Below are 20948 nucleotides of genomic sequence, written 5' to 3' on the forward strand. Positions count from 1 at the left end.
TCTGGCTCTGCCTTCACTGGTTGGTTCCTCGTGGGTCGAGCGCGGCTCGGAGTCCGTCGCCGAGCAGGTTGAGCCCGACCACGGCCAGGATCAGCGCGACGCCGGGGGCGAAGAGCATCCACGGAGCGACGCTGCTGAGCGTCTGCGCCGCATAGACCATGCCGCCGAGCGACGCCGCCGGGGGCGGGGTGCCGAAACCGAGGAAGCTGAGCGCCGCCTCGGTGAGGATCGCCCAGGACAGCGACAGGGTGACCTGCACGACCAGGATCCCGAGGATGTTCGGGAGCACGTGCTCGAAGAGGGTCGAGAGCCGACTGCGGCCGACGGCGGTCGCGGCGAGCACGTACTCGGCGTGGCGCAGCGTCAGGACCGGCCCGCGGGCCACCCGCGCGAAGATCGGCAGGTAGACCACCGCTATCGCGATCGCCACCGTCAGCCAGCTGCGGTGCAGCGTGGCGGCCAGCGCGAGGGCGAGCAGCAGCGACGGGAAGGCGAACAGCACGTTGGTGATGACGCCGACCACCCGGTCGAGGACGCCTTGGTAATAGCCGGCCAGGATGCCGAGCAGCACCCCACCGATCGCCGCCACCGTCACCGAGACGAGGGCGACCCGCAGCGAGTTGGCCAGGCCGGCACAGACCCGGGCGAAGATGTCGCGACCGAACTGGTCGGTGCCGAACCAGTGGCTCCCGCTAGGCCCCTGGAGCGCAGCCTGTACGTCCTGAGCGGCCGGGTCCTGTCCCACCCCGACCGCGGCGAGGAGCGCGAGCACCGTCACCAGGGCCATCAGGACCAGGCCGACGATCCCGCTCGGCGTACGGAACGCCTTGGCCCATCGGCCGGCGGCCCTCGTCGTGGGAACCTCCGGCACCCCGTGCATGTCAGCCGCAGCACTCATTGCACACGCACCCTAGGGTCGACGAGACGGTAGAGGACGTCGGTGAGCAGGTTGACCAGGACGAACATCACCGCGATCACCAGCACGGTCGACTGCACCACGGCGTACTCCTTCTGCTCCAGCCCCAGCAGCACCTGGCGCCCGATGCCGGGGATGGCGAAGATCTGCTCGACCACCAGGGCCCCGCCGAGCAGGAAGCCGAACTGGAGGCCGCTCATCGTCACCACCGGGATCAGGGCGTTGCGGAGGATGTGCCGCACCTGCAGTCGCCGGCCGGAGACCCCCTTGGCGCGGGCGGTCCGGACGTAGTCCTCGGAACGGACGGTGAGGATCGCGGCGCGTGTGGTCTGCAGGATCGGCGGGGCGATGCTGATCCCGAGGACGAGCGCCGGCAGCAGCATCTGCTGCAGGTTGAGGCCGGGGTCCTCGCTCAGCGTGCGGTAACCCTCGCCGTTGGGATACCAGCCGACCGTGTTCACCAGCCAGCTCGACACCACGGCGGCGAGCAGGAACGAGGGCACCGACAGCGCGACCAGGCTGGTCACCTGGCTGATCTGGTCACGTGCCCGCCCGGGCCGGCTGGCCGCCAGCATCCCGCCCGGGATGCCGAGGGCGAGGCCGATCATGATCGCGAGCACAGCCAGCTCGACGGTGTTGGGCAACGACTGAGCGGTCATCGACAGCACGCTCAGGTGGGAGGTCGCCGAGACCCCGAGATTGCCGGTGAGCACGCCACCGAGCCAGCCCAGGTACTGGGACAGGAGCGGCTCGTTGACCCCGTAGTAAGCCTCCAGCGCCTGCAGCTGCTCGGGGGAGAGGTCACCGGCAGCCGTCCCGTACGCCGCGGTGATCTGGTCGCCCGGGACCACCCGCAGCAGCACGAACGTGAGGATCGAGACGCCGACCAGCGTCACCGCCGCCTCTCCGAACCGCCGTGCCACCGGGTGGCGCCCGAAGGCGCCCACCCGGTGAGCGAGGCTCGATGCGGCGCTCAGGAGACCGACGCCTTCCACAGCGTCGCGATCGAGGCGTCGGCGCGCTCCTCCAGGCCCTCGACGGACTTGTTGGCGACGACGTACATCTCCGGGGTGAACAGCCACACCCATGCCGCCTGGTCGACCAGGTGCTGGGAGATCTCCTCGTAGATCGGCTTGCGGGCGGCGGTGTCGGTGGTGGCGATGCCGTCGGCGAAGAGCTTGTCGAGCTCCGGCGAGCTGTAGCCGGCGACCTTGTTGAAGCTGCCCGCCTTGGTGAAGTAGCGGCTGTACATCGTGTTCGGGTCCGAGCTGCCGCCGTTCATCGCGATCGCCGCGTCGAAGTCGGCGGCGAGCCACCGCTCGACGTAGGCGTTGGAGTCGAGCGCCTCGACGTTGACCTTGATCCCGACCTTGCCGAGCTGCGCCTGGATGTTCTGCGCCTCGTCCACAGCGGTGGAGTAGAGACCCTGGGAGGTCATCAGGTTCAGCGTGAACCCGTCCGGCTTGCCCGCCTTGGCCAGGTAGTCCTTCGCCTTGTCCAGGTCCTGCTCGGGGCACGGCTGGGCCTCAGGGTCCGAGCGGAACTCGGGCGAGGTGATCGGCCCGCTCGGCTTCCCCGCCCCCAGGGCGGCCGAGTCGATCACGTCCTGGCGCGAGATCGCGCACTGGATCGCCAGCCGGGCGTTGGGGTCCTTCAGCGTCGGCGAGGTCGCCCGCAGCTGCAGCACGTGGTAGGACAGCGAGTCGACCGTCATGGACTCGGTCTGCCCCGAGGTCGCGGTCTTCGCCGTCACCGGGTTGTCGAAGATCGCCATGTGCACCGAGCCGGTCTTCAGCGAGGACACCATCGACTGCTCGTCGGGGATGACTCGGAACTCGACCGTCGCCGCGCCGGGCTCCCCGGCGTAGTAGTCGGCGTTGCGCGTGAGCGTGATCGACTCGTTCGGCGTGCGGCTCTTGAACTGGTACGGCCCGGAGCCCACGGGCTTGGTCTCCAGGCTCTTCGCGTCGACGTCAGAGGGCACGATCGCGGTGTTCACCCCGGTCAGCCCGGACACGAAGGAGGCGTCGGGCTGCTTCAGCGTCACCACGACCGTCCGTGGGTCGGGCGCCTCGATGCCGGCCACGTTGGCGAAGTACGACGCCGAGCTCGCGCTCGAGGCGGGGTCGATGATCTTCTCGTAGGTGTGCTTCACATCGGCGGAGTCGAGATCGGAGCCGTCCCCGAAGGTGACGCCCTCTCGCAGGGTGAAGGTGTAGGTCTTCCCGTCCTCCGAGATCTCCGGCAGCTCCGCGAGCCCTGCCTCCGGGACGCCTTCGGCGTCGGTGTTGAGGAGAGGACTGTAGATCTGAGAGAGGACCTGGATCGACTGGGTCGAGGTCGCTGTCCAGGGGACCATCTGCGCTGGATCGGCGGAGATCCCGAAGACCAGGGTGCCGTTGGCATCACCGGTCTGCTCGCCGTCGCTGCCGCAGCCGGCGAGGCCTGTTGCGAGCAGGCCGCCGGCGAGGGCGGTGGCGAGCGTTGCGCGGGTGCGATGTCCGTGTCGTCGCTGCGTACTCACGGATCCTCCTAGGGATGGGCGAGGATGTCGGGCCAAGAGGTCGGGTTCTTGCCTGCAGTGGCATCGCCCGCGGATCCCTCGACTCTATGACAAAATGTTTCCGATGTGACCCGCTGCGGGTCAATTATTAACAGCTTGTTGTGGTCGAGCCGAGCGAGGAAACGATGAGCGAAGACATCCTGGTACGCCTGCGGCAGGCCCTGCCCGGGCTCAGACCGAGCGAGCGACGGCTGGCCGAGGCCGCCCTGGCGGATCCGGCCACCGCCGCGGGACTGACCATCACCGAGCTCGCCGCCGGCCACGAGACCTCGACCGCGACTGTCACCCGGTTGTGCCGCAGCCTGGGGTTCACCGGCTACTCGGCATTCCGGCTCGCGCTGGCACGGGCCGGCGCGAACGAGACCGGCCGCCGGATCGAGTTCGGGGTCTCCGAAGGGGACATCGACCCGGCGGACACGACCCGGGAGGTCGTGCGCAAGCTCGCCTACCAGGAGGCCCGAGCCGTCGAGGAGACCGCGGAGAGGCTCGACATCGACGAGCTCGACCGGGTCGTCGCCGCGATCACGACCGCCTCGGTCGTGGACGCGTACGGTTCGGCCTCCAGCGGCCTGGCCGCGCAGGACCTCCAGCAGAAGCTGCGACGGATCGGCTACCAGGTCAACGCCTGGGCCGACGCCCACCTCGCCCTCACCAGTGCCGCCGTGCTCCCGAGCGACGCGGTCGCCATCGCGTTCTCCCACTCTGGCGAGACCGAGGAGGCGATCTCGGCGCTGCGCACCGCCGCCGGCCGGGGTGTGTTCACCGTCGCGGTCACCAACTTCCCGGACTCACCGCTTGCCGAGCTCGCCGACGCCACCCTCACCACGGTCTCCCGGGAGACCCGGTTCCGGTACGGCGCGATGTCGAGCCGGATGGCCCAGCTCGTGATCGTCGACGCGATCTTCCTCGGCGTCGCCCACGAGAACCCCGATGACGTCACCGCCGCGCTCGGGGCGACGCTGGACGCCGTCGCGACCCGGCGCGTCACCCCTCCCAGAGGCTGAGCCAAAGGACGAGGACCTCAACTTCCTCGGCTATCTCGGCTATCTCGGCCAGCGCGGCCAGCGGCTCCTCGCGGCCGCCAAGGAGCGCGCGAGTGGCGGCCTCCTTGCGGGCCACCACCGGGGAGCCGATCTTCGAGCGGGTGCGGGCATCGGTGCTGGCCTATCCGCCTCGGCTGTCGCGAGACCCTGGTCGAGATCGTCAGCACCGAGTGCGCCGCAGCCGTACGCCGGGGCGAGATCCTCGACCGCGACTGGCGCCTCGCGGCGCTCGTGCTCGTCCTCTTCACCTCTGACCCCGTGTATCTCCCCGCGTCATCTGGGTACCGGCCGGACGTACAACGATGAGGAGGAACTCAAATGTTCAAGAAACCAGCGTTGTTGACTGCATTCGGCATCGGCTACCTGCTCGGCGCCCGCGCGGGACGCGAGCGGTACGACGCCATCGTCGCCAAGGCCCAGGGTCTGTGGCAGGACCCGCGGGTCCAGGAGAAGGCACACACTGCCCGGGTCGTCGCCGAGGAGAAGGTGGAGACCGCCAAGCACGCCGCCCAGGAGAAGATGCCTGGCCACAACGGCACCTCCACGAGCTCCACTGGCTCCACGAGCTCCACGGGCTCGCCGTCGTCGCACCAGACCGCGCCGAGCGCCCCGAGCCCGGCCGCCTCCGCCGACCCGGTGACCGGCACACCGCGGGGGTGGGAGTCGTGACCACCCATCAATCCGGCCCCACCCATCAGACCGACGCATCGATGGGTGAGCTCGTCTCGCGTCTCTCGGAAGAGATGTCTCACCTCGTCCGAGGTGAGTTCGAGCTCGCCCGCCTCGAGCTGACGGAGAAGGCCAAGCACACCGGCAAGGGCGCCGGCGTCTTCGGCGCCGCCGGCCTGGTGGCGCTGTACGGAGTGGGTGTCCTGATCGCCACGGCGATCCTGGCCCTGTCTCTGGTGCTCGATGCCTGGCTCGCCGCGCTGCTGGTCGGGGTCGTACTCCTGGCCATCGCCGGCATCATGGCCCTGGTCGGGAAGAAGGAGGTCTCCGAGGGAGCTCCGATGAAGCCCGAACGCGCCACCGAGAACATCAAGCGGGACGTCGAGGCCGTCAAGCAGCACGGCCGGCCCACGGACCACACCGCGAGGAGGACGACGCCATGACGCACGACTCCACCAGGCCCGTCGACAGGCCCGTCGATAGGCCCGTCGACGCCCATGACGACACCGGCATCGCCGCTGTCGAGGCCGACCTGGACTCCACCCGGCACGAGCTCGCCGACACGCTTGACGAGCTCGCCACCCGGCTGGACGTCAAGACGCGGAGCAAGGACAAGGTTCACGAGGTGAAGCAGCAGGCGCAGGTTGCTGCTGGATCCCGAGACGTACAGATCCGGGGCGGCATCGCCGTCGCAGCCGTGATCACCGTGCTCCTGCTGCTGGCCAAGAGGAAGCGCCGGGTCAACGCCGCCTAGGCCGGGTCAACCGGTCCAGGAAGGCCACGAGAAGTGCCTCACGCATCGCAGGGGTGGCCAGGTCGAGCATCGCATTGACCTCGGCCATCCTCTGCGGTAGCGCGAGGCGGTGTCCTGAGCTTGTCGAAGGGTTGTCTGCTGCGTCGGCGCCGATCAGGCTCGCATCGACCAGCAGGCCGTCGAAGTCGTCGTCCGAGAGGGCGAGCGGATCGAGGCTCGCGATGAACTCAGCGACGCCAGGGTCGACCGCGACCGGGCCGGCGGCCACGGCGGCCGCGACCGCATCGCGCAGAGCGTCGAGGAACTCCGGTACGTGGGGCAGCGTCGCGGCGCTCACCGACAGGTGGATGGTGGCGGGTGCGCCGGCGTAGGACATCTGCGGCTGGACGTACCAGCCCCGGGTCGCCATCTCGTCGCAGACCGTGAACGGGTCACAGCTCGCGTCGGCCCTGACGGCGATCAGCGTGGAGTCCGGAACGCTGACCTCGGTCAGCTCGGGCATCTCGCCGATCCCGGCAGCTCGGCGGGCATGGCGACATCGGGCACCTGGAAGAACGCGTACGCCGTCGCGCACGCCAGGAACAGGACCAGGCGACGTCCGAGAACACCACAATTCGCTCCGCTACGGTTGGCGACATGCCGCTCGAGACCGGTGCCGTCGCGCCAGACTTCACACTCCCAGCCCAGGACGGTACGTCCGTCGTCCTCTCCGCGCTCCTCGAGAAGGGTCCGGTGGTGCTCTTCTTCTACCCGGCCGCCGAGACCGCGGTGTGCACAAAGGAGGCCTGCCACTTCCGTGACCTCGCCGGCGAGTTCGAGGTGATCGGCGCCCAGCGGCTCGGGATCAGCAAGGACAGCGTGGAGAAGCAGGCCGGCTTCGCCGCCAACCACGACCTCGACTATCCCGTCCTCTCCGATCCCTCCGGGTCGGTCGCCGGGCTCTACGGCGTGAAGCCGAGCATCTTCGGCAAGCTCGGGCCGCTGCAGCGTACGACCTTCGCGATCGGTGCCGACGGCCGGATCAAGGCTGTCGTCGAGGGGATGCTCAAGGCCGAGATCCACGCCGACGAAGCCCTGGCCGCGCTCAGGGATGACGTCCGATGACGACCCGGCCCACCATCGCCGTCACCGGCGCGACCGGTTACGTCGGCGGCCTCGTCGCTCGCGCGCTGGGAGGCTCCGACGCCGATCTCCGTCTTCTCGTGCGTGACCCCGCCAGAGCCCCCGAGGTCCCAGGAGCCGAGGTGTTCGCGGTCAGCTACGACGACGGAGAGGCCGCGCGGGCGGCTCTCGACGGCGTTCAGAACGTGCTCATGGTCTCGGCCGCCGAGTCGGCGGACCGCCTGGAGCAGCACCTCACCTTCGTCGACGCCGCCGCGGCGGCCGGGGTCGAGCACATCGTCTACACGTCCTTCTTCGGCGCCGCGCCGGATGCCGTCTTCACGCTCGCGCGCGACCACTTCGCGACCGAGGAGCGGATCAAGGCGAGCGGGATGGGCTACACCCTGCTCCGCGACAACTTCTACCTCGACTTCCTTCCCCTCCTGGTCGGTGAGGACGGTGTCATCAGAGGTCCCGCAGCCGAGGGGCGCTTCGCGGCGGTCGCGCGTGCCGACGTCGCGCGCTCTGCAGTGGTGGCCCTCTCGGCACCGCAGGATCACCGAGGGCTCACCTACGACCTCACCGGGCCCGAGTCGCTCACGATGAGCGAGGCGGCCGACATCCTCGCCGAGCATCTCGGGAGAGAGGTGCGCTATCACGACGAGACGATCGAGGAGGCCTACGCGTCGCGTCGCCGGTGGGAGGCGCCCGACTGGCGTTACGACGCCTGGGTCTCCACCTACACCGCGATCGCGGCCGGGGAGCTCGACGGAGTCAGCAGTGCCGTGGCCGCCCTCACCGGGCGGGAGCCACTGGGGCTTCGAGACCACCTCGCCTCCGGCGAGTAGCCGGGGGAGGAGGGGTCGCTCGCCGCCACGTGGGGTACCGCCTTCGGCATGGTGGGTTTCGGATACACACTGATGACAGAGCAGGCGAGCCCGAGAGACCTGGTGCGCCACGCCGTCGCTGCCGAGGAGGCAGGCTTCGACTTCCTCGTGATGAGCGACCACTACTCGCCATGGCTGGTCGAGCAGGGGCACGCGCCGTACGCATGGACCGTGCTGGGCGCAGTCGCGCAGGCCACGCAGCGGATCCCGCTGATGACGTACGTGACCTGCCCGACGATGCGCTACCACCCCGCCGTGGTCGCTCAGAAGGCTGCCACCGTCCAGGAGCTCTCCGAGGGCCGCTTCACCCTCGGTCTCGGCAGCGGAGAGAATCTCAACGAGCACGTCGTGGGCGCCGGCTGGCCGGCCGTGCACACCAGGCACGAGATGCTCGCCGAGGCGATGGAGATCATCTCCGCACTCTTCGACGGCGATCTGGTCGACTACCGGGGTGAGCACTTCCAGGTCGATTCTGCCCGGCTCTGGGACCTTCCCAGCACCCGGGTTCCTGTCGGGCTGGCGGTCGGCGGGCCCGAGGTCTCCCAGCGTTGCGCTGCCTTGGCCGACCACCTGATCGCCGTCGAGCCGGACGCGGATCTGCTGACGGGCTGGAACGACGTGGCGGAGGCGCCGAGAGTCGGAGCCGGTGGCAACCGAGCCATCGGCCAGATCCCGATCAGCTGGGACCCCGAGGACGCGGAAGCGGCGACACGACGGGCCCACGACCAGTTCCGCTGGTTCGGTGGTGGCTGGGCGGTCAACAGCGAGCTGCCGACCCCGGCGAGCTTCGCCGCGGCCACGCAGTTCGTGCGCCACGAGGACGTTGCCTCCTCGCTCCCGTGCGGTCCCGACCTCGACGCGATCACAGACGGGATCCGGCCCTTCTGGGAGGCCGGGTTCACCGACGTCGCTCTCGTCCAGATCGACGGGTCGACGAACGACCAGTTCCTGGCCGAGGCGGCCGGGCCGCTCCTCGACGCGCTGCGTTCGGCGTCGGGCTGAACGTCCGCCTCGCCCGCTCTGGGTCGACGACCTTCACCGCCAGGACAGGTCCGGTCGCCAGGAAGCTCTCGTCCATGTTGTGCTGTCCGTCACACGGGATGTCCGACTGACCCACCGAGCTTCTCGACCGTCCTCTGGAGTTTCTCCATGTGGTTGTCGCAGATCTCGCCCGGCGTGACGTTGTACTTGAGACAGAGCTTGGCCGCGGCCGCCGTGGCGATCGCGTGCTGGCCACCGTTACCCATGAACTTGGTGACCGACCCGGCGATGTGGGTCACGCTGATGTGCTTGCCGGCCATCATGAGATTGTCGAGATCGGCCGAGTAGAGGCACCGGAAAGGCACCTCGAAGGGCTTGTCGTCGCGGGTGTCCCACTTCCAGTCCCGAAGACGGAAGTCGTACTTCTCGTGCCCTGGGTGGTGCAGGCAGAAGGCACCGGAGTTCCAGGCGACCGTGTCGTCGAATCTGCGGTGCTCCCGGATGTCGCTCTCGGTCAGGACGTAGGCGCCCTGGTATCGACGGAACTCGCCTTGCCCGGGGACGAACGCGACCCAGTCGAGTGCGAGGTTCGCATGGGTCTTTGGTTCGAGGGTCTTGACGTTGGAGAACGTCCCGTAGACCGCCCGCAGCAGATGGTCACGGATGTGCTCGGCGTTGGTGTACGGGTCGAGGTCATGGCCGTACTCCCAGAAGTGGGTCAGCGGCTTGAGCATGCGGCGGCGGATGCTCGGGTCCGGGGTTCGGGCCGGCCCAGCGATCGGTCCCGCGACGTTGTCGATGCCGGGGCGTCGGAGCTGTCCGCCCAGGTCGGCGTAGTCCTTGGCCACCGCGACTGCCCACGGAACGTCAGGGAAGTCGGACGGGCGGGCCAGCTGGCGGGTCCGGAAGAACAGGGTGTTTCCGTGATGGGACGCGACACGCTCCTCTGGCGCGAGTGGCTCGTCGTACTCGGCCCGGCTCTCGTATCCGAACATGGTCCGGGCCCCGGCGAGCAGGCCGAGGATCGCCGTCCCGGTGCAGTCGATGAACATCGCGCCGCCGAATCGGGCCTCGCGTCCGGAGCGGGCGTCGCGGGCATCGAGAGCGATGATCCGGTCGCCGTCACGGGTGACGTCGAAGATCTGGTGCTCGAGGAACACCGACACGGTCGGCTCTGCATGCAGGAGCCCGAGAGCGGCGAGCTCGCCGTCCTCGGACCGCGCGGACAGTGCCTTGACGAGCGGGCCGGTCTCTCCTCGCGGGGTGAGTCCGATCTCGGTGCTTGCGTTGCCGCCCAGGACCGGGCGGTTCTGGATCAGGGCGACCCTCAGGCCGAGACGTCCGGCCGCGAGGGCGGCGGCGGCGCCGGTGACGCCACCGCCGGCGACGACCACGTCGAAGGATCCGCCGTCGAACGGATGGTCCGGCAGCCCGCGGAGCCGGCGTCTCCAGGCACGCGCGTCGGGATCGATCCCGTTGGGTGGCTCGGTGTCGCTGGTGGTCAGGTAGATGGCATCACAGCGACCATCGAACCCGGTCAGGTCGGTGAGAGTGATCGTGGCTCGGTCTCCACCCAGGTCGATCCGGCCGGCGTTCTCCCAGCTCCAGTCGCGACCGTTCGCGCCGAGCTCGATGGGCAGCCGCTCGCCGTCGATCGTGACGGCGAACCGGCCGGGATGATGGGAGGGCACCCAGTCCTTGGCACACACCCATACGCGATAGGAGCCGGCCCGCTCGACGGCGATCGTGGTGGTGGCATCGGCGACCGGGACACCCAGCCCGTGTGCGAGAAGGTAGGGCGACCCCATCTCCATCTCGAACTGGGAGTCCAGCGTCCACCCGCCGAAGTCGTCGAACTCCTCGGCCTCGACCAGGATGTGAGCGGGAGCCCGGTGGTTCAGCATGGTGACTTCCTCGGTGGTCGGTCGACGAAGATGTCGTACTCGAGGTCTCCGGTTCCGCCGTACCGGGAGAGGTCGGTGACTCCGGCGTCGCGGAGCACCTCGACGTCGAGGAACGTGTTGCCCGAGCACTCCCCGGCGGGTCGCTCGAGGATCGCCACGGCTGCGTCCGCGACGATCTGAGGCGAGCGTGACCGCTCCAGGGCCGCGTCGCCACCGAGGATGTTCTTCACCGCATCGGTGGCGATGTAGGTCTCCGGCCACAGGCAGTTGGCGGCCACGCCATCCTCCGCATACTCGGCCGCCCATCCGAGGGTCAGCAGCGTCATGCCGTACTTGGCCATCGTGTACGCCGGGTGGGCGCCGAGCCAGGCGGGGGAGAGGTTGAGCGGCGGGCTGAGCGAGAGGATGTGCGGGTTCGTCCCCTTGCGCAGGTGCGGCAGGGCCTTGCTGGTCAGCAGGTAGGTGCCGCGCAGCTGGATGCCGGACATCAGGTCGAACCGCTTCATGGGGAGCGTGTCGGTGCCGTCCACGGCCAGCGCGGAGGCGTTGTTGACCACGATGTCGATGCCGCCGAACCTCTCCACGGTCTTCTCCACGGCTCCTTCCACGGATGCCTCGTCGCGTACGTCGCCCACGACGGCGAGCGCGCCGCCGCCAGCGGCCTCGATCTCGGCAGCGGCGGTGTGGATGGTGCCCGACAAGCGAGGGTCTGGGGTGTCGGTCTTGGCCAGCAACGCCACGTTGGCACCGCGCCGTGCGGCCGCGACGGCGATCGCCAGGCCGATGCCACGGCTTCCGCCCGACATGAGCAGCGTGCGTCCGGTGAGGCTCATCCGGTGATCTCCTTGCCGAAGATGTTGCGGGCGACGACCCACTTGAGGATCTCGTTGGTGCCCTCGTAGATCTCGCCGATCTTGCTGTCGCGGTAGATCGCCTCGACCGGTCCGGGCGTGCCGTCTGCGCTGACCTCGCGGGCGAAGCCGAGGCCGCCGAAGGCCTGGATGGCGTCGCGAGCCATGTCGACCGCGAGGCGGCTGCCGTAGAACTTGGCCATCGAGGCCTCCGGCTCGGGGAAGACCTCCCCGGCGTCCCGGCGCAGCGCCGCCTTGAGGTAGAGCGTGCGCGCGTTCTCGATCTCGGTGGCCCGGTCCGCCATGAGGAACTGCCAGTGCTGGTTGGCTCCCAGCTTGCGGCCGAACGCTTCTCTGGACTTGAGGTGTCCGACGGCGTGGTCGAAGGCGGCCTGGGCCATCCCGACACCGGCCGCGGCGATGCCGATGCGACCGAGGGTGAGGGTGGCGAGCGCGTGGCGAAGGCCCTGGCCGGTCACGCCACCGAGCAGGTCGGCGTCGGTCAGCTCGACATTCTCGAACCAGACGTCGGCGGTGAGCTGGCCACGGTTGCCCATCTTCTGGTCGGGCTCGCCGACTCGTACGCCGGGCAGGGAGGTGTCGACGATGAACATCGAGAGTCGGTCCTCGGTGCGGGCGAGGGTGACGATGAACCCGGCGACCGGAGAGTTGGAGATCCAGCGCTTGCGACCGTTGAGCACCCAGGTGTCGCCGTGTCGGACCGCGGCGGTCTGCACGGCCTGTGGGCTCAGGTCGGAGGAGGCCTCGGGCTCGGTGGTCGCGAAGGCGCCGACAGTGGTGCCTTCGGCCACCGGTCGCAGCCACCGCTGCTGCTGGGCCTCGGTGCCGTGGGTCAGCACGTTGCCGGCGAGGATGCAGTGGACGTCGAAGACGGCCGCGATGCTGCTGGAGTGGTAGGCGAGCTCCTCGATCGCGGTTGCCGTGGCGGTCACCGGGTGCTCCAGCCCCTCGCCGCCGACTTCGGCGGAGAACGGCACCCGGAAGAGATCCGCGGCGGCGAGGCCGTCGAAGACCTCGCGGGGGAAGCCGTCGACGCGCTCGTCGCCGTTGGCGATCTCACGTGCGGCCGGAGCGACGACGTCGGAGGCGATCTTCCGCACGCGGTCGCGGACCTCGAGGGTCTCGGTGGGGGAGAGCAGGTCGTGGTAGAGCCGGTCGGCCTGGCGGACGGGGTTCTGAGTGGTGGGCATCGTCGTCTTTCGGTGTGGTTGTCGGGGATGGGGAAGGTCGTCTAGAGGCTCGCCAGCACCTGGCCAGCGGCCTGCTCGCCGGATGCGGCGGCGTCGGCCAGCGACGGCATGTCGAGGGCGTAGTCGCCGGCGAGATGGACCGGCCCGAGGTGCTGCTGGAGGGTCTCGAGCGACGCTCGGCCGCCGGGGCCCCAGAACGGCACGACCCGCAGGTGTCGGCGGAGGATGCCGGCGTCGACCTTGCCCTCGAGCTCCGGATAGACCTCGAGGAGGTCCGCGGTGAACCGCGCGACGATCTCCTCGTCGGTGAGCTCGAGGAGCCTGTCGGCCTCGGCGCCGCCGGCGAAGCAGGCCAGCGCGCCGCCGGGCTTGCGGATGTTGCCACGGCGTACGGCGGCGGCATGGTTGAAGATCGCCTGGAACGAGCGTCCCGGGGTCGAGACCGCGAGGAAGTCGTCCCAGCGTTGGGCCTCGCCCTCCTCGTGGGTGAAGAAGCCGACGACCACGTAACGGCCGTAGCGGATCGACTCGAAGGCCGTCCGGTACGCCGCCGGAAGCCCGGGCATGATCGTGACCGCGACGTCCGCGGGCACCGCCACGATCGCCCGGCGTGCCCTCAGCCGCGCGGGTCCGTCGGCGTCCTGGTAGTCGACGACCACCCCGTCGGCGGTCCACTCCACGGAGCTCACCGGCGAACTGAGCCGGATCCTGTCGCCGAGGTCCTCGGTGAGGATGTCGGTCAGCGTCTGGTTCCCGCCCTGCGGCAGCGTCAGGTTCGGCACCTTCTCGGGGTCGGTGAGCAGGATGCCCATCGAGAAGACGAACTGTCGGGCGGCGGTCTCCTCGGGCTCGCAGCCCATCCACTGACCGGACCAGGACCGCACCATCTCGCGGGTGAGATCGGAGGAGACGCCCTTCAGGACGAAGTCCGCGCGCCGGCGGTCGAGCTTGGCGCGGACCCGGTTGGCCCACCGGTTCTCCTCGCTCATCTCGAGAAACGGCACGTTCGAGAGAATGCGAGCGCCGACCAGGGCCAGGCCGTACCGGTCGCGCCAGGTCATCTTCGAGCGGAACATCAGGCCGAACGGGTTCGACGTGTCGACCTGCTTGCCGCCCAGGTGCAGGGCGACCGACTTGCCCTCCAGCGTCCCGAGCGGGACCCGGTGACGGTGGAGGGCCTCGATCAGGGGGCCGGTGCCTTCAGTGAACTGGGTGCCGACGTTGATCCAGTAGTCGCCCTTGCGGACGGTGTCGACGCGTCCGCCCGTACGGTCGGAGGCCTCGAGCACGACGACGTCGCGCTCGGCGAGGGTGGTCGCAGCCATCAGGCCGGCCATGCCGGCGCCGATGACGACGACCTCGTGGGTCTCCTCGCGGTGCTCGGGTGATGGGCTCATGTCGTCAGCTCGCCTTCGTAGGGGTCCGTTGGGTGCGGTCGAGCGCTGCCGAGACCGAGGCGACGAGGCGCTCGGTCGCCGTCCGGCAGCTCGGGCTGACCGCGGTGTAGGACAGGTAGCCGTGGACCAGGCCCGGCTCGCGGTCCACCTGCGCGGGGACGCCTGCCTCCAGCAGCGCGGTCGCGTAGGCGAGCCCGTCGTCGTGGAGCGGGTCGAACCCAGCCAGGTTGACGATCGCCGGCGGAAGTCCGGCCAGGCTGGAGGCCCGGTACGGCGAGACACGCGGGTCCGCCGGATCGGTTCCCTCCGGCAGGTAGTTCCGGACGAACCAGGCGACCTGCTTGGCCGACAGGGCCGGCGATCCCGCGAACTCGTCCTGGGAGGGTCGGTGCTCGACCAGATCGGTCACCGGCTGGATGAGCACCTGGAGCATCGGCTGCACGTCCTCGCCCCGCACCTGCTGACACAGGACGGCGGCGATGTTGCCACCGGCGCTCTCGCCCGCGACGACGATGCGGTGCGGGTCGACGCCCCAGGCGGCGGCGTGCTCGACGGCGTACCGCCACGCGGTGATCGCGTCGTCCTGTGCTGCCGGGAACGGGGCGTCCGGTGCGAGCCGGTATTCGACCGAGACGACCTCGGCCCCGGAGCCGTGTGCGAGCATGCGCGCGGGCGCGGTGTAGCTCGCGCGGCTGCCGATCACGAAGCCGCCACCGTGGAAGAAGAGGATCAGTCCTCGCGACGGGGTGCCGTTGCTGTAGCGGGTGAGCTGGACCTCGTCCGAGACCTCGATCTCCTCCTCGACGGCGCAGGGCTCGATACGGGACGCGAACAGGATCAGGTCGCGCTCCGTCGTGGCCCGGGCCTCGACGGGGGGAAGGTCGCTGTAGTCCGGCCCGGACTCGCCGAGCTTCATCAGCAGGGCGACGTCGGGAGCCATGGTGTCGCCCGCACTGTTGACCGGGGGCTTGGCCAACAGGCGCTGCAGCCCCGCGGGAAGACGGCTCAGGAAGACCAGGAGCGCTCGCTGGAAGCGCTGGCCGAGGGTGAAGCGCTGTTCACTCATGACGCCGCTTCCACGCTCGTGACCCGCTCAGGGCTGCTGGCTCGCTTGGAGAACTTGATGTCGTCGTGGATGAGCTGGCCCTTGAAGAGCCGGTTGTCCCTGACGAAGGTCGTGTGCATCTGCCACGGGAGGCCGGTGCCCTGGCGGGGGAGCGCGTCCTTGGCGCGCTGCATGTAGCCCGCCGAGAGGTCGAACAGGTCCGCGGTGGGCATGCCTTCCGGTGCTACGGGCAGCGCGATGTCGCGGCCCGTGCGGTCCATCTCGCGGATGACCTCTGCGGCGAGGCGGGTCACGTTGCGGATACGCAGGGTCCAGGTCGCCTTGGTGAAGCCGATCATCATCGCCCAGTTGGGCACGCCTGAGATCAGGGCGCCGCGGTAGAGCACCGAGTCGGAGACCTTGACGGGGGCGCCGTCGACGGTGGGCTCGACGCCGCCCAGCATCTGCATGGCGAGGCCGGTCGCGGTGACGATGATGTCGGCCTCCAGGTGCTGGCCCGACTTCAGCTGGATGCCGTCCTTGGTGAACCGCTCGATCTGATCGGTCACCACGCCGGCGCCCCCTTCGCGGATCGCCTGGAAGAAGTCGCCGTCCGGGGTGGCGCACAGACGCTGGTCCCAGGGGTTGTACGGCGGCGAGAAGTGGGTGTCGACGTCGAAGCCCTTGGGCAGCTCCTTGATGGTCATGCTGCGTACGAGCCAGCGCCCGAACCTGGGGAAGCGGCTCAGCACCGTCACGAGGAAGTGGTCTCGCCAGATGTTCTTGCGACGAGTCAGGGCATAGCCGCGCTTGGTGCCGAAGATCTTCATGAGCGCCTGGGCGACCTTGTCCACCCGGGGAATCGATGCGATGTAGCTCGGGGTCCGCTGCAGCATCGTGACGTGGGCCGCCGCGCTGTCGCCCTTGAGCATCGCGGGGAGCATGGTCACGGCGGTCGCGCCGCTGCCGATGATCACGACGCGCTTGCCGCGGTAGTCGTAGTCCTCGGGCCAGTGCTGCGGGTGCAGGATGTCGCCCTGGAAGTCCTCGCGACCCTCGAACCGGGGCTCGTAGCCCTCGTCGTAGCGGTAGTAGCCGGTGCTGCTGAAGACGAAGCCGGTGCGGATGACCTGGTGGGTCTCGTTGCCCTGCTCGTCGGCGATGGTGACCTGCAGCGTCCACTGCGCGTCCTCGCTGGACCAGTCGGCCGCGGTGACCCGGTGCCGCAGGCGCAGGAGCTCGTCGAGGCCGAACTCGGTCATGGTCTCGTGCAGGTAGTCCATGATCAGGTGACCTTCGGCGATCGCGTCCTCGTGCAGCCACGGCTTGAACGCGAAGCCGTAGTGGTGCACGGCGTCGTCGGACCGGATGCCCGGGTACTTGAACAGGTCCCAGGTGCCGCCGATCGAGTCGCGAGACTCCAGCAGCAGGATCTTCTTGTCGGGGAAGTCGTCCTTCAGATACTTCGTCGCACCGATACCGGAGAGGCCGGCGCCGATGACGACGATGTCGGCGTGCTCCGTCGCGATGGTCTGGTTCATTGCTGCACTTCCTTCTCAGTGGTGGGTCTGGTGACCGGCGGTACGACGGGGGCGGCCGAAGCGGTCGACGGCGAGGAGTGCCGTCCTCTGTGGCAAACGCGAAGTTAGTCATTTGATTGGGTCGGATGACTAAGTGTGTGACAGGTGTCACGGCTCGTCAAGAGGTGTCCGCAGATGTCTTGCTGGTTTCACAAATCTGGATGGGGTGGTTGACAAAGCGTGATCTGCGTCGCACCATCGTTGGTCAAACGATTCAGTCAAATGACTAAGAACGTTCTGAACCCCACGTTGGAGGGCCGACGAATGACCGAGAGCACGACGATCGAGGCACCGCCGCGGATCGCGGCGAGCCGTATCGCTGTCGAGGACGACCCGATCCCGATCGTCCGCCTGCTCGCGCGGACCCTGCGCGACGCGTCGGTCCGCTTCCCGGACGCCATGGCCGGCCTTGCCGGCACCGTGGTGGTGCGCTCCCACGACACCCCGCAGGCTGCGACGCTGGTCTTCGCGCCCGACGCCGTGAGTGTCACCGCCGGGGTCCTCGCCGACCCCGATGCGACCGTCGTCGTCGACCTCGACGCCCGCTTCGCGCCCAGCCAGGAGCCCGTCGGTGACGCCGCGCTGGCGGCCGGCGTCCTGCAGGCGCTGCGCTCACCCGTGCCCGGCTGGCGCGAAGCGGCGGTCCGGTTCTGGGAGGTCACCCGAGACATTCCGGGCATCCCCGACGTACTCGTCGTGAAGGCCGACGCACGCGACGGCGCCGAGCACGGTCGCTTCGGCGACGGTCCGACCAGCTATCTGGTCGCAGGCCCTGCCGATCTCTTGGCCGGAGTCTTCAGCGGCGCAGACGACTTTCTCGCCTCCCTGGCTGCCGGTGTGCAGATCCAGGGCACCTTGTCCCAGCTGTCCGTCATGACGGCAGCCTCCTGGAGGGTCCGATTCGATGTCTGAGCTCGCCCAGGCCCACAAGGCGGTACGCCTCGAGGCCACCAACCACGAGGGCAGCCTCCTCGGCAAGAACGTCTCGCGACGGAAGTTCGAGACCGGCAAGGAGGCCGGCTTCGCCTTCGCCGACATCCTGTTCGCCATCGACCTCAACAACGAGATCGTCCTCGGCGACGCCTTCCCGGACTGGCGCGGCAACCTCTACGACATCCAGATGGTCCCGGACCTGTCGACTCTCGTGGAGTGGAAGCCCGGGCTGGACTCGGTGATCGGTGACTACTGGCTCAATGACGGTACGCCGGTGCCGATCTGTCCGCGCAACCTCGTGCGGAAGCTGGTCGCCCGGCTCGCCGACATGGGGTACGAGGCCGTCGCCGCCGTGGAGATCGAGGCGACCCTCTTCGAGGAGTCCGTCCAGGAGGCGCGTTCGCGGGGCTACCGTGACCTCACGCCACTTGGCGGTAGCACAGGGGCGACCTACCATCTCGCCCGGTCGAGCGACTGGGTCGCGTACATGGAGGCCGTCGTCGAGCGGCTGGACCAGATCGGTATCACGTGGGAGGCGTGGACCGACGAGGCAGCGCCCGGCCAGACCGAGCTCAACCTCGCGCCGACCGATCCGGTCCGGCTCTGCGACGGCTGGGCCCGCACCCGGCAGGTGATGCGCGAGATCGCCCACGAGCTGGGCCACACCGTCTCGTTCATGGCCAAGCCCACCGCCGGCTTCGGCCAGGGGGCGCACATCAACATCTCGCTCACCAGCGACGGCACGAACCGCTTCTTCGCCGAGGACGGGCTCTCGGAGCTGATGCGCCACGCGGTCGGAGGGCTGCTGGCCACCATGCCGGGCGCGACGTCCGTCGTGATGCCGCAGATCACCTCGTACCGCCGGCTCGTCGACCTCACCGGGCCCCCGACCACCGTCAGCTGGGGCGTCAACAACAAGACCGCGGCGGTCCGGGCGATCACCGGCCACCCGAAGTACTCGCGCCTGGAGTACCGGCTGCCCGGAGCCGACGTGAACCCCTACTTCGCGCTCGCCGCCGTGCTGGCGGGGATCCTGGCGGGCATCGAGCGCCGGATCGAGCCGCCCGCGGAGGTCACGGACATGGCGTGGTGCCTGCCGGACGGCTGCGGGGTGCCGCGGATCCCCGACACCATGTCGAAGGCCGCGGCCGCCCTCGCCGCCGACCCGCTGCTGCGGGAGTACCTCGGCGACGAGTTCGTGGACTTCTGGGTCGCCTCGCGTCGATGGGAGTGGATGGAGTTCCACACCAAGGGCGGCGATCCGTTCGTCGAACTCTCCGCGTGGGAGTCCCAGCGATACTTCGAGTTCCCGTGATGCGGCCGCTGATCGGCATCACCGGACGCCGCTTCCAGCTGTCGGTGCTGAACGGAGCCGACCCGCGCTACGGCGACCGCTGCATCGACACCTCCATGTCGGACTTCGCGACCCGGATCGCCGAGGCCGGTGGGCTGCCTGTGCACCTGTCCTACGACACCGACGTGTCGGCGGTCTGCGACTGGCTCTCCGGTGTCGTGATCACCGGGGGCCAGGACGTCCATCCGGCCTGCTGGGGCGGCGACACCTCCGTGGTGCGTGACGTCGACCCGCGGACGAACCCGATGGTGCACGACGTCGAGCGGGACGCGTACGAGATCGCGCTCGTGCGTGCGGCGCTCGAGCGGGAGATTCCCGTGCTCGGTGTGTGCCGGGGTCTGCAGGTGCTCAACGTCGCCCTCGGCGGCACCCTCGTGCCGCATCTTCCGGACGGTCCGGTGAGCCACCTCTCCGCCGAGACCGCACCCACAGACGGCACCGTCGACCATGTCGTCTCCTTCACGCACGGCTCGATCGCCGCCGACCTGTTCGGTCAGGACACGATCACCAACTCGTGGCATCACCAAGCCGTCGACCGGTGCGGTGCCGGGGTGGTCGTGACCGGCCGGACCGATGACGGCGTCGTCGAGTCCATCGAGATCCCGGGACGCCCGGTGCTCGGCGTCCAGTGGCACCCGGAGTGGATGAAGAGCAGCGACCCGGCGATGTCCTGGGTCGTCGAGCGGGCGGCGCAGCGGCTCGCGAACCATCAGCCCGTCGGGCGAGAGCAGAGGAGCCCCCAGTGAGAACGCATGTCGCGGCCGGACCCGTCGTGCCGGCCGAACGGATGAACGACGACCCTGCGGTCCCGACGCTGAGCCGGCTGCTGTCGCAGCGCGCACTGGACGCCGGAGATCGTGAGTTCCTGCGCTTCGGCGAGTGGTCGTGGACCTTCGCCGAGATCGACGCCTGGACCTCCAGGCTGGCCCACCGGCTGATCGAGGTCGACGACGTACGCCCGGGCGACCGGGTGGCGATCATGCTCCCGAACGTCGTGCACTGGCCGGTCGCCTGGCTGGCCGTGCTCAAGGCCGGCGCGGTCGCCGTGCCGGTCAACTGCTCCTACCAGCGCTCCGACCTCACCTTCGTCCTGAAGGACTCGGGGGCCTGCGTCGTCTTCACCGACTCCGAACGCTCCGGCCTGGTCGCCGGGGTCCTGTCGGACGAGCCCGGTCTGACCGGTGTCCGTGTCATCGAGGTCCCGGACGACGGATCCGAGGGGTTCCCGGCCACGGCGCCGGAGGCGCCGATCACGGGGGAGACCCTCGCGAACCTGCAGTACACCTCGGGCACGACCGGTTTCCCGAAGGCGTGCATGCTCAGCCACGACTACTGGGTCCGGCTGGGATGGGTCTGCGCCGCGGCGACCGGTCTCGGATCCGAGGACGTGCTCCTCACCTCGCAGCCGTTCTCCTACATGGACCCGCAGTGGAACACCGCGCTCGCCCTGACGCTCGGCGCCCCGCTGGTCGTGCTGCCGCGCTTCTCCGCGTCGACCTTCATGAGCGACGTACGCCGCCACCGGGCGACCTTCTTCTACGTCCTCGGCTCGATGCCCACCCTGTTGTTCAAGCAGCCGCCTACCGCCGAGGACCGCGAGAACGATCTGCGGATGGTGTTCTGCTCGGGCATCCCGGTCGCGCTTCACCGGCGGCTCGAGGAACGGTGGGGTGCGCCCTGGCGCGAGGTCTATGGGATGACCGAGTCGGGGATCGACCTGTTCAGCCCGTTCGACGACACCGCTGCCGTCGGCAGCGGG

At 69.3% G+C, this 20948-nt stretch carries 21 protein-coding genes; 11 read left to right on the plus strand and 10 right to left on the minus strand.

Annotated features, from left to right (window positions below; translation table 11 throughout):
• Positions 1-13 precede the first annotated feature (13 nt).
• Genes H5T77_RS05310 through H5T77_RS05320 form a run of 3 tightly spaced genes read right to left on the minus strand, consistent with a single transcriptional unit; the run spans position 14 to position 3440 of the window.
• Positions 14-898 (minus strand): ABC transporter permease, encoded by an 885-nt coding sequence (locus H5T77_RS05310; protein ID WP_292646017.1) that lies wholly within the window; start codon positions 896-898, stop codon positions 14-16.
• The gene (locus H5T77_RS05315) at positions 895-1911 is read right to left on the minus strand and encodes an ABC transporter permease (protein WP_292646020.1); all 1017 of its coding nucleotides are present in this window, start codon (positions 1909-1911) and stop codon (positions 895-897) included. Before H5T77_RS05315 ends, H5T77_RS05310 begins: the two co-directional genes overlap by 4 nt.
• A complete protein-coding gene (locus H5T77_RS05320) occupies positions 1890-3440 on the minus strand; it encodes an ABC transporter substrate-binding protein (RefSeq protein WP_292646023.1) in 1551 nt (516 codons plus the stop codon). The genes H5T77_RS05315 and H5T77_RS05320 overlap by 22 nt, the downstream gene beginning before the upstream one ends.
• A 164-nt stretch (positions 3441-3604) precedes the next feature.
• Here H5T77_RS05320 and H5T77_RS05325 point away from each other — a divergent pair, with 164 nt between their 5' ends.
• From H5T77_RS05325 to H5T77_RS05340, 4 genes are all read left to right on the plus strand, one after another.
• Positions 3605-4483: a MurR/RpiR family transcriptional regulator gene (locus H5T77_RS05325; protein ID WP_292646026.1), complete on the plus strand. Its 879-nt coding sequence runs from the start codon at positions 3605-3607 to the stop codon at positions 4481-4483.
• 357 nt (positions 4484-4840) lie between these two features.
• Positions 4841-5191: a hypothetical protein gene (locus tag H5T77_RS05330; protein ID WP_292646028.1), complete on the plus strand. Its 351-nt coding sequence runs from the start codon at positions 4841-4843 to the stop codon at positions 5189-5191.
• The gene (locus H5T77_RS05335) at positions 5188-5634 is read left to right on the plus strand and encodes a phage holin family protein (RefSeq protein WP_292646031.1); all 447 of its coding nucleotides are present in this window, start codon (positions 5188-5190) and stop codon (positions 5632-5634) included. Before H5T77_RS05330 ends, H5T77_RS05335 begins: the two co-directional genes overlap by 4 nt.
• Positions 5631-5945, plus strand: coding sequence for a DUF3618 domain-containing protein (locus tag H5T77_RS05340; protein ID WP_292646033.1), 315 nt, complete (start codon positions 5631-5633; stop codon positions 5943-5945). Before H5T77_RS05335 ends, H5T77_RS05340 begins: the two co-directional genes overlap by 4 nt.
• On the opposite strand, the gene H5T77_RS05345 is transcribed toward H5T77_RS05340, so the two are convergent.
• Complete coding sequence (locus H5T77_RS05345) at positions 5932-6447, minus strand: hypothetical protein (protein WP_292646036.1); 516 nt, start codon at positions 6445-6447, stop codon at positions 5932-5934. The genes H5T77_RS05340 and H5T77_RS05345 overlap by 14 nt on opposite strands.
• 134 nt (positions 6448-6581) lie before the next feature.
• Between H5T77_RS05345 and H5T77_RS05350 the strand changes: the two genes are divergently transcribed.
• Genes H5T77_RS05350 through H5T77_RS05360 form a run of 3 tightly spaced genes read left to right on the plus strand, consistent with a single transcriptional unit; the run spans position 6582 to position 8935 of the window.
• Positions 6582-7049, plus strand: a complete 468-nt coding sequence (locus H5T77_RS05350) for a peroxiredoxin (protein WP_292646039.1) — start codon at positions 6582-6584, stop codon at positions 7047-7049.
• Positions 7046-7894, plus strand: coding sequence for an SDR family oxidoreductase (locus H5T77_RS05355; RefSeq protein WP_292646042.1), 849 nt, complete (start codon positions 7046-7048; stop codon positions 7892-7894). Before H5T77_RS05350 ends, H5T77_RS05355 begins: the two co-directional genes overlap by 4 nt.
• A 48-nt stretch (positions 7895-7942) precedes the next feature.
• Positions 7943-8935 carry a TIGR03557 family F420-dependent LLM class oxidoreductase gene (locus tag H5T77_RS05360; protein WP_292646045.1) on the plus strand — a complete coding sequence of 331 codons (993 nt, stop codon included), beginning with the start codon at positions 7943-7945 and terminating at the stop codon, positions 8933-8935.
• An 89-nt stretch (positions 8936-9024) separates the two neighbouring features.
• On the opposite strand, the gene H5T77_RS05365 is transcribed toward H5T77_RS05360, so the two are convergent.
• Genes H5T77_RS05365 through H5T77_RS05390 form a run of 6 tightly spaced genes read right to left on the minus strand, consistent with a single transcriptional unit; the run spans position 9025 to position 16863 of the window.
• Positions 9025-10818, minus strand: a complete 1794-nt coding sequence (locus tag H5T77_RS05365) for an FAD-dependent oxidoreductase (protein WP_292646048.1) — start codon at positions 10816-10818, stop codon at positions 9025-9027.
• Positions 10812-11651: an SDR family oxidoreductase gene (locus tag H5T77_RS05370; RefSeq protein ID WP_292646051.1), complete on the minus strand. Its 840-nt coding sequence runs from the start codon at positions 11649-11651 to the stop codon at positions 10812-10814. Before H5T77_RS05370 ends, H5T77_RS05365 begins: the two co-directional genes overlap by 7 nt.
• Complete coding sequence (locus tag H5T77_RS05375; RefSeq protein ID WP_292646053.1) at positions 11648-12880, minus strand: acyl-CoA dehydrogenase family protein; 1233 nt, start codon at positions 12878-12880, stop codon at positions 11648-11650. The genes H5T77_RS05370 and H5T77_RS05375 overlap by 4 nt, the downstream gene beginning before the upstream one ends.
• 41 nt (positions 12881-12921) lie before the next feature.
• A complete protein-coding gene (locus tag H5T77_RS05380; RefSeq protein ID WP_292646056.1) occupies positions 12922-14277 on the minus strand; it encodes a flavin monoamine oxidase family protein in 1356 nt (451 codons plus the stop codon).
• A gap of 4 nt (positions 14278-14281) precedes the next feature.
• Complete coding sequence (locus tag H5T77_RS05385) at positions 14282-15343, minus strand: alpha/beta hydrolase (protein WP_292646059.1); 1062 nt, start codon at positions 15341-15343, stop codon at positions 14282-14284.
• A complete protein-coding gene (locus H5T77_RS05390) occupies positions 15340-16863 on the minus strand; it encodes a flavin-containing monooxygenase (RefSeq protein ID WP_292646060.1) in 1524 nt (507 codons plus the stop codon). The genes H5T77_RS05385 and H5T77_RS05390 overlap by 4 nt, the downstream gene beginning before the upstream one ends.
• Before the next feature lie 303 nt (positions 16864-17166).
• Between H5T77_RS05390 and H5T77_RS05395 the strand changes: the two genes are divergently transcribed.
• From H5T77_RS05395 to H5T77_RS05410, 4 genes are all read left to right on the plus strand, one after another.
• On the plus strand, positions 17167-17814 hold the full coding sequence (locus tag H5T77_RS05395; protein ID WP_292646062.1) for a hypothetical protein: 648 nt from the start codon (positions 17167-17169) through the stop codon (positions 17812-17814).
• Positions 17807-19150, plus strand: a complete 1344-nt coding sequence (locus tag H5T77_RS05400; protein WP_292646064.1) for a glutamine synthetase family protein — start codon at positions 17807-17809, stop codon at positions 19148-19150. The genes H5T77_RS05395 and H5T77_RS05400 overlap by 8 nt, the downstream gene beginning before the upstream one ends.
• Entirely contained in the window at positions 19150-19935 is a 786-nt protein-coding gene (locus tag H5T77_RS05405) for a gamma-glutamyl-gamma-aminobutyrate hydrolase family protein (protein ID WP_292646066.1), read from the plus strand. The genes H5T77_RS05400 and H5T77_RS05405 overlap by 1 nt, the downstream gene beginning before the upstream one ends.
• The coding region (locus H5T77_RS05410) for an AMP-binding protein (protein ID WP_292646069.1) at positions 19932-20948 on the plus strand (1017 nt) is incomplete at its 3' end. The genes H5T77_RS05405 and H5T77_RS05410, both read left to right, overlap by 4 nt.

The sequence above is a fragment of the Nocardioides sp. genome, from assembly GCF_014360585.1.
In the GTDB taxonomy this organism is placed as follows: domain Bacteria; phylum Actinomycetota; class Actinomycetes; order Propionibacteriales; family Nocardioidaceae; genus Nocardioides.

What these genes read in the sequence shown, in the direction of transcription:
- H5T77_RS05310 (WP_292646017.1), bottom strand. Translation starts at nt 898, where the DNA reads ATGAGTGCTGCGGCTGACATGCACGGGGTGCCGGAGGTTCCCACGACG.
- H5T77_RS05325 (WP_292646026.1), top strand. Translation starts at nt 3,605, where the DNA reads ATGAGCGAAGACATCCTGGTACGCCTGCGGCAGGCCCTGCCCGGGCTC.
- H5T77_RS05330 (WP_292646028.1), top strand. Translation starts at nt 4,841, where the DNA reads ATGTTCAAGAAACCAGCGTTGTTGACTGCATTCGGCATCGGCTACCTG.
- H5T77_RS05340 (WP_292646033.1), top strand. Translation starts at nt 5,631, where the DNA reads ATGACGCACGACTCCACCAGGCCCGTCGACAGGCCCGTCGATAGGCCC.
- H5T77_RS05345 (WP_292646036.1), bottom strand. Translation starts at nt 6,447, where the DNA reads ATGCCCGAGCTGACCGAGGTCAGCGTTCCGGACTCCACGCTGATCGCC.
- H5T77_RS05350 (WP_292646039.1), top strand. Translation starts at nt 6,582, where the DNA reads ATGCCGCTCGAGACCGGTGCCGTCGCGCCAGACTTCACACTCCCAGCC.
- H5T77_RS05355 (WP_292646042.1), top strand. Translation starts at nt 7,046, where the DNA reads ATGACGACCCGGCCCACCATCGCCGTCACCGGCGCGACCGGTTACGTC.
- H5T77_RS05360 (WP_292646045.1), top strand. Translation starts at nt 7,943, where the DNA reads ATGGTGGGTTTCGGATACACACTGATGACAGAGCAGGCGAGCCCGAGA.
- H5T77_RS05365 (WP_292646048.1), bottom strand. Translation starts at nt 10,818, where the DNA reads ATGCTGAACCACCGGGCTCCCGCTCACATCCTGGTCGAGGCCGAGGAG.
- H5T77_RS05370 (WP_292646051.1), bottom strand. Translation starts at nt 11,651, where the DNA reads ATGAGCCTCACCGGACGCACGCTGCTCATGTCGGGCGGAAGCCGTGGC.
- H5T77_RS05375 (WP_292646053.1), bottom strand. Translation starts at nt 12,880, where the DNA reads ATGCCCACCACTCAGAACCCCGTCCGCCAGGCCGACCGGCTCTACCAC.
- H5T77_RS05380 (WP_292646056.1), bottom strand. Translation starts at nt 14,277, where the DNA reads ATGAGCCCATCACCCGAGCACCGCGAGGAGACCCACGAGGTCGTCGTC.
- H5T77_RS05385 (WP_292646059.1), bottom strand. Translation starts at nt 15,343, where the DNA reads ATGAGTGAACAGCGCTTCACCCTCGGCCAGCGCTTCCAGCGAGCGCTC.
- H5T77_RS05390 (WP_292646060.1), bottom strand. Translation starts at nt 16,863, where the DNA reads ATGAACCAGACCATCGCGACGGAGCACGCCGACATCGTCGTCATCGGC.
- H5T77_RS05395 (WP_292646062.1), top strand. Translation starts at nt 17,167, where the DNA reads ATGACCGAGAGCACGACGATCGAGGCACCGCCGCGGATCGCGGCGAGC.
- H5T77_RS05400 (WP_292646064.1), top strand. Translation starts at nt 17,807, where the DNA reads ATGTCTGAGCTCGCCCAGGCCCACAAGGCGGTACGCCTCGAGGCCACC.
- H5T77_RS05405 (WP_292646066.1), top strand. Translation starts at nt 19,150, where the DNA reads ATGCGGCCGCTGATCGGCATCACCGGACGCCGCTTCCAGCTGTCGGTG.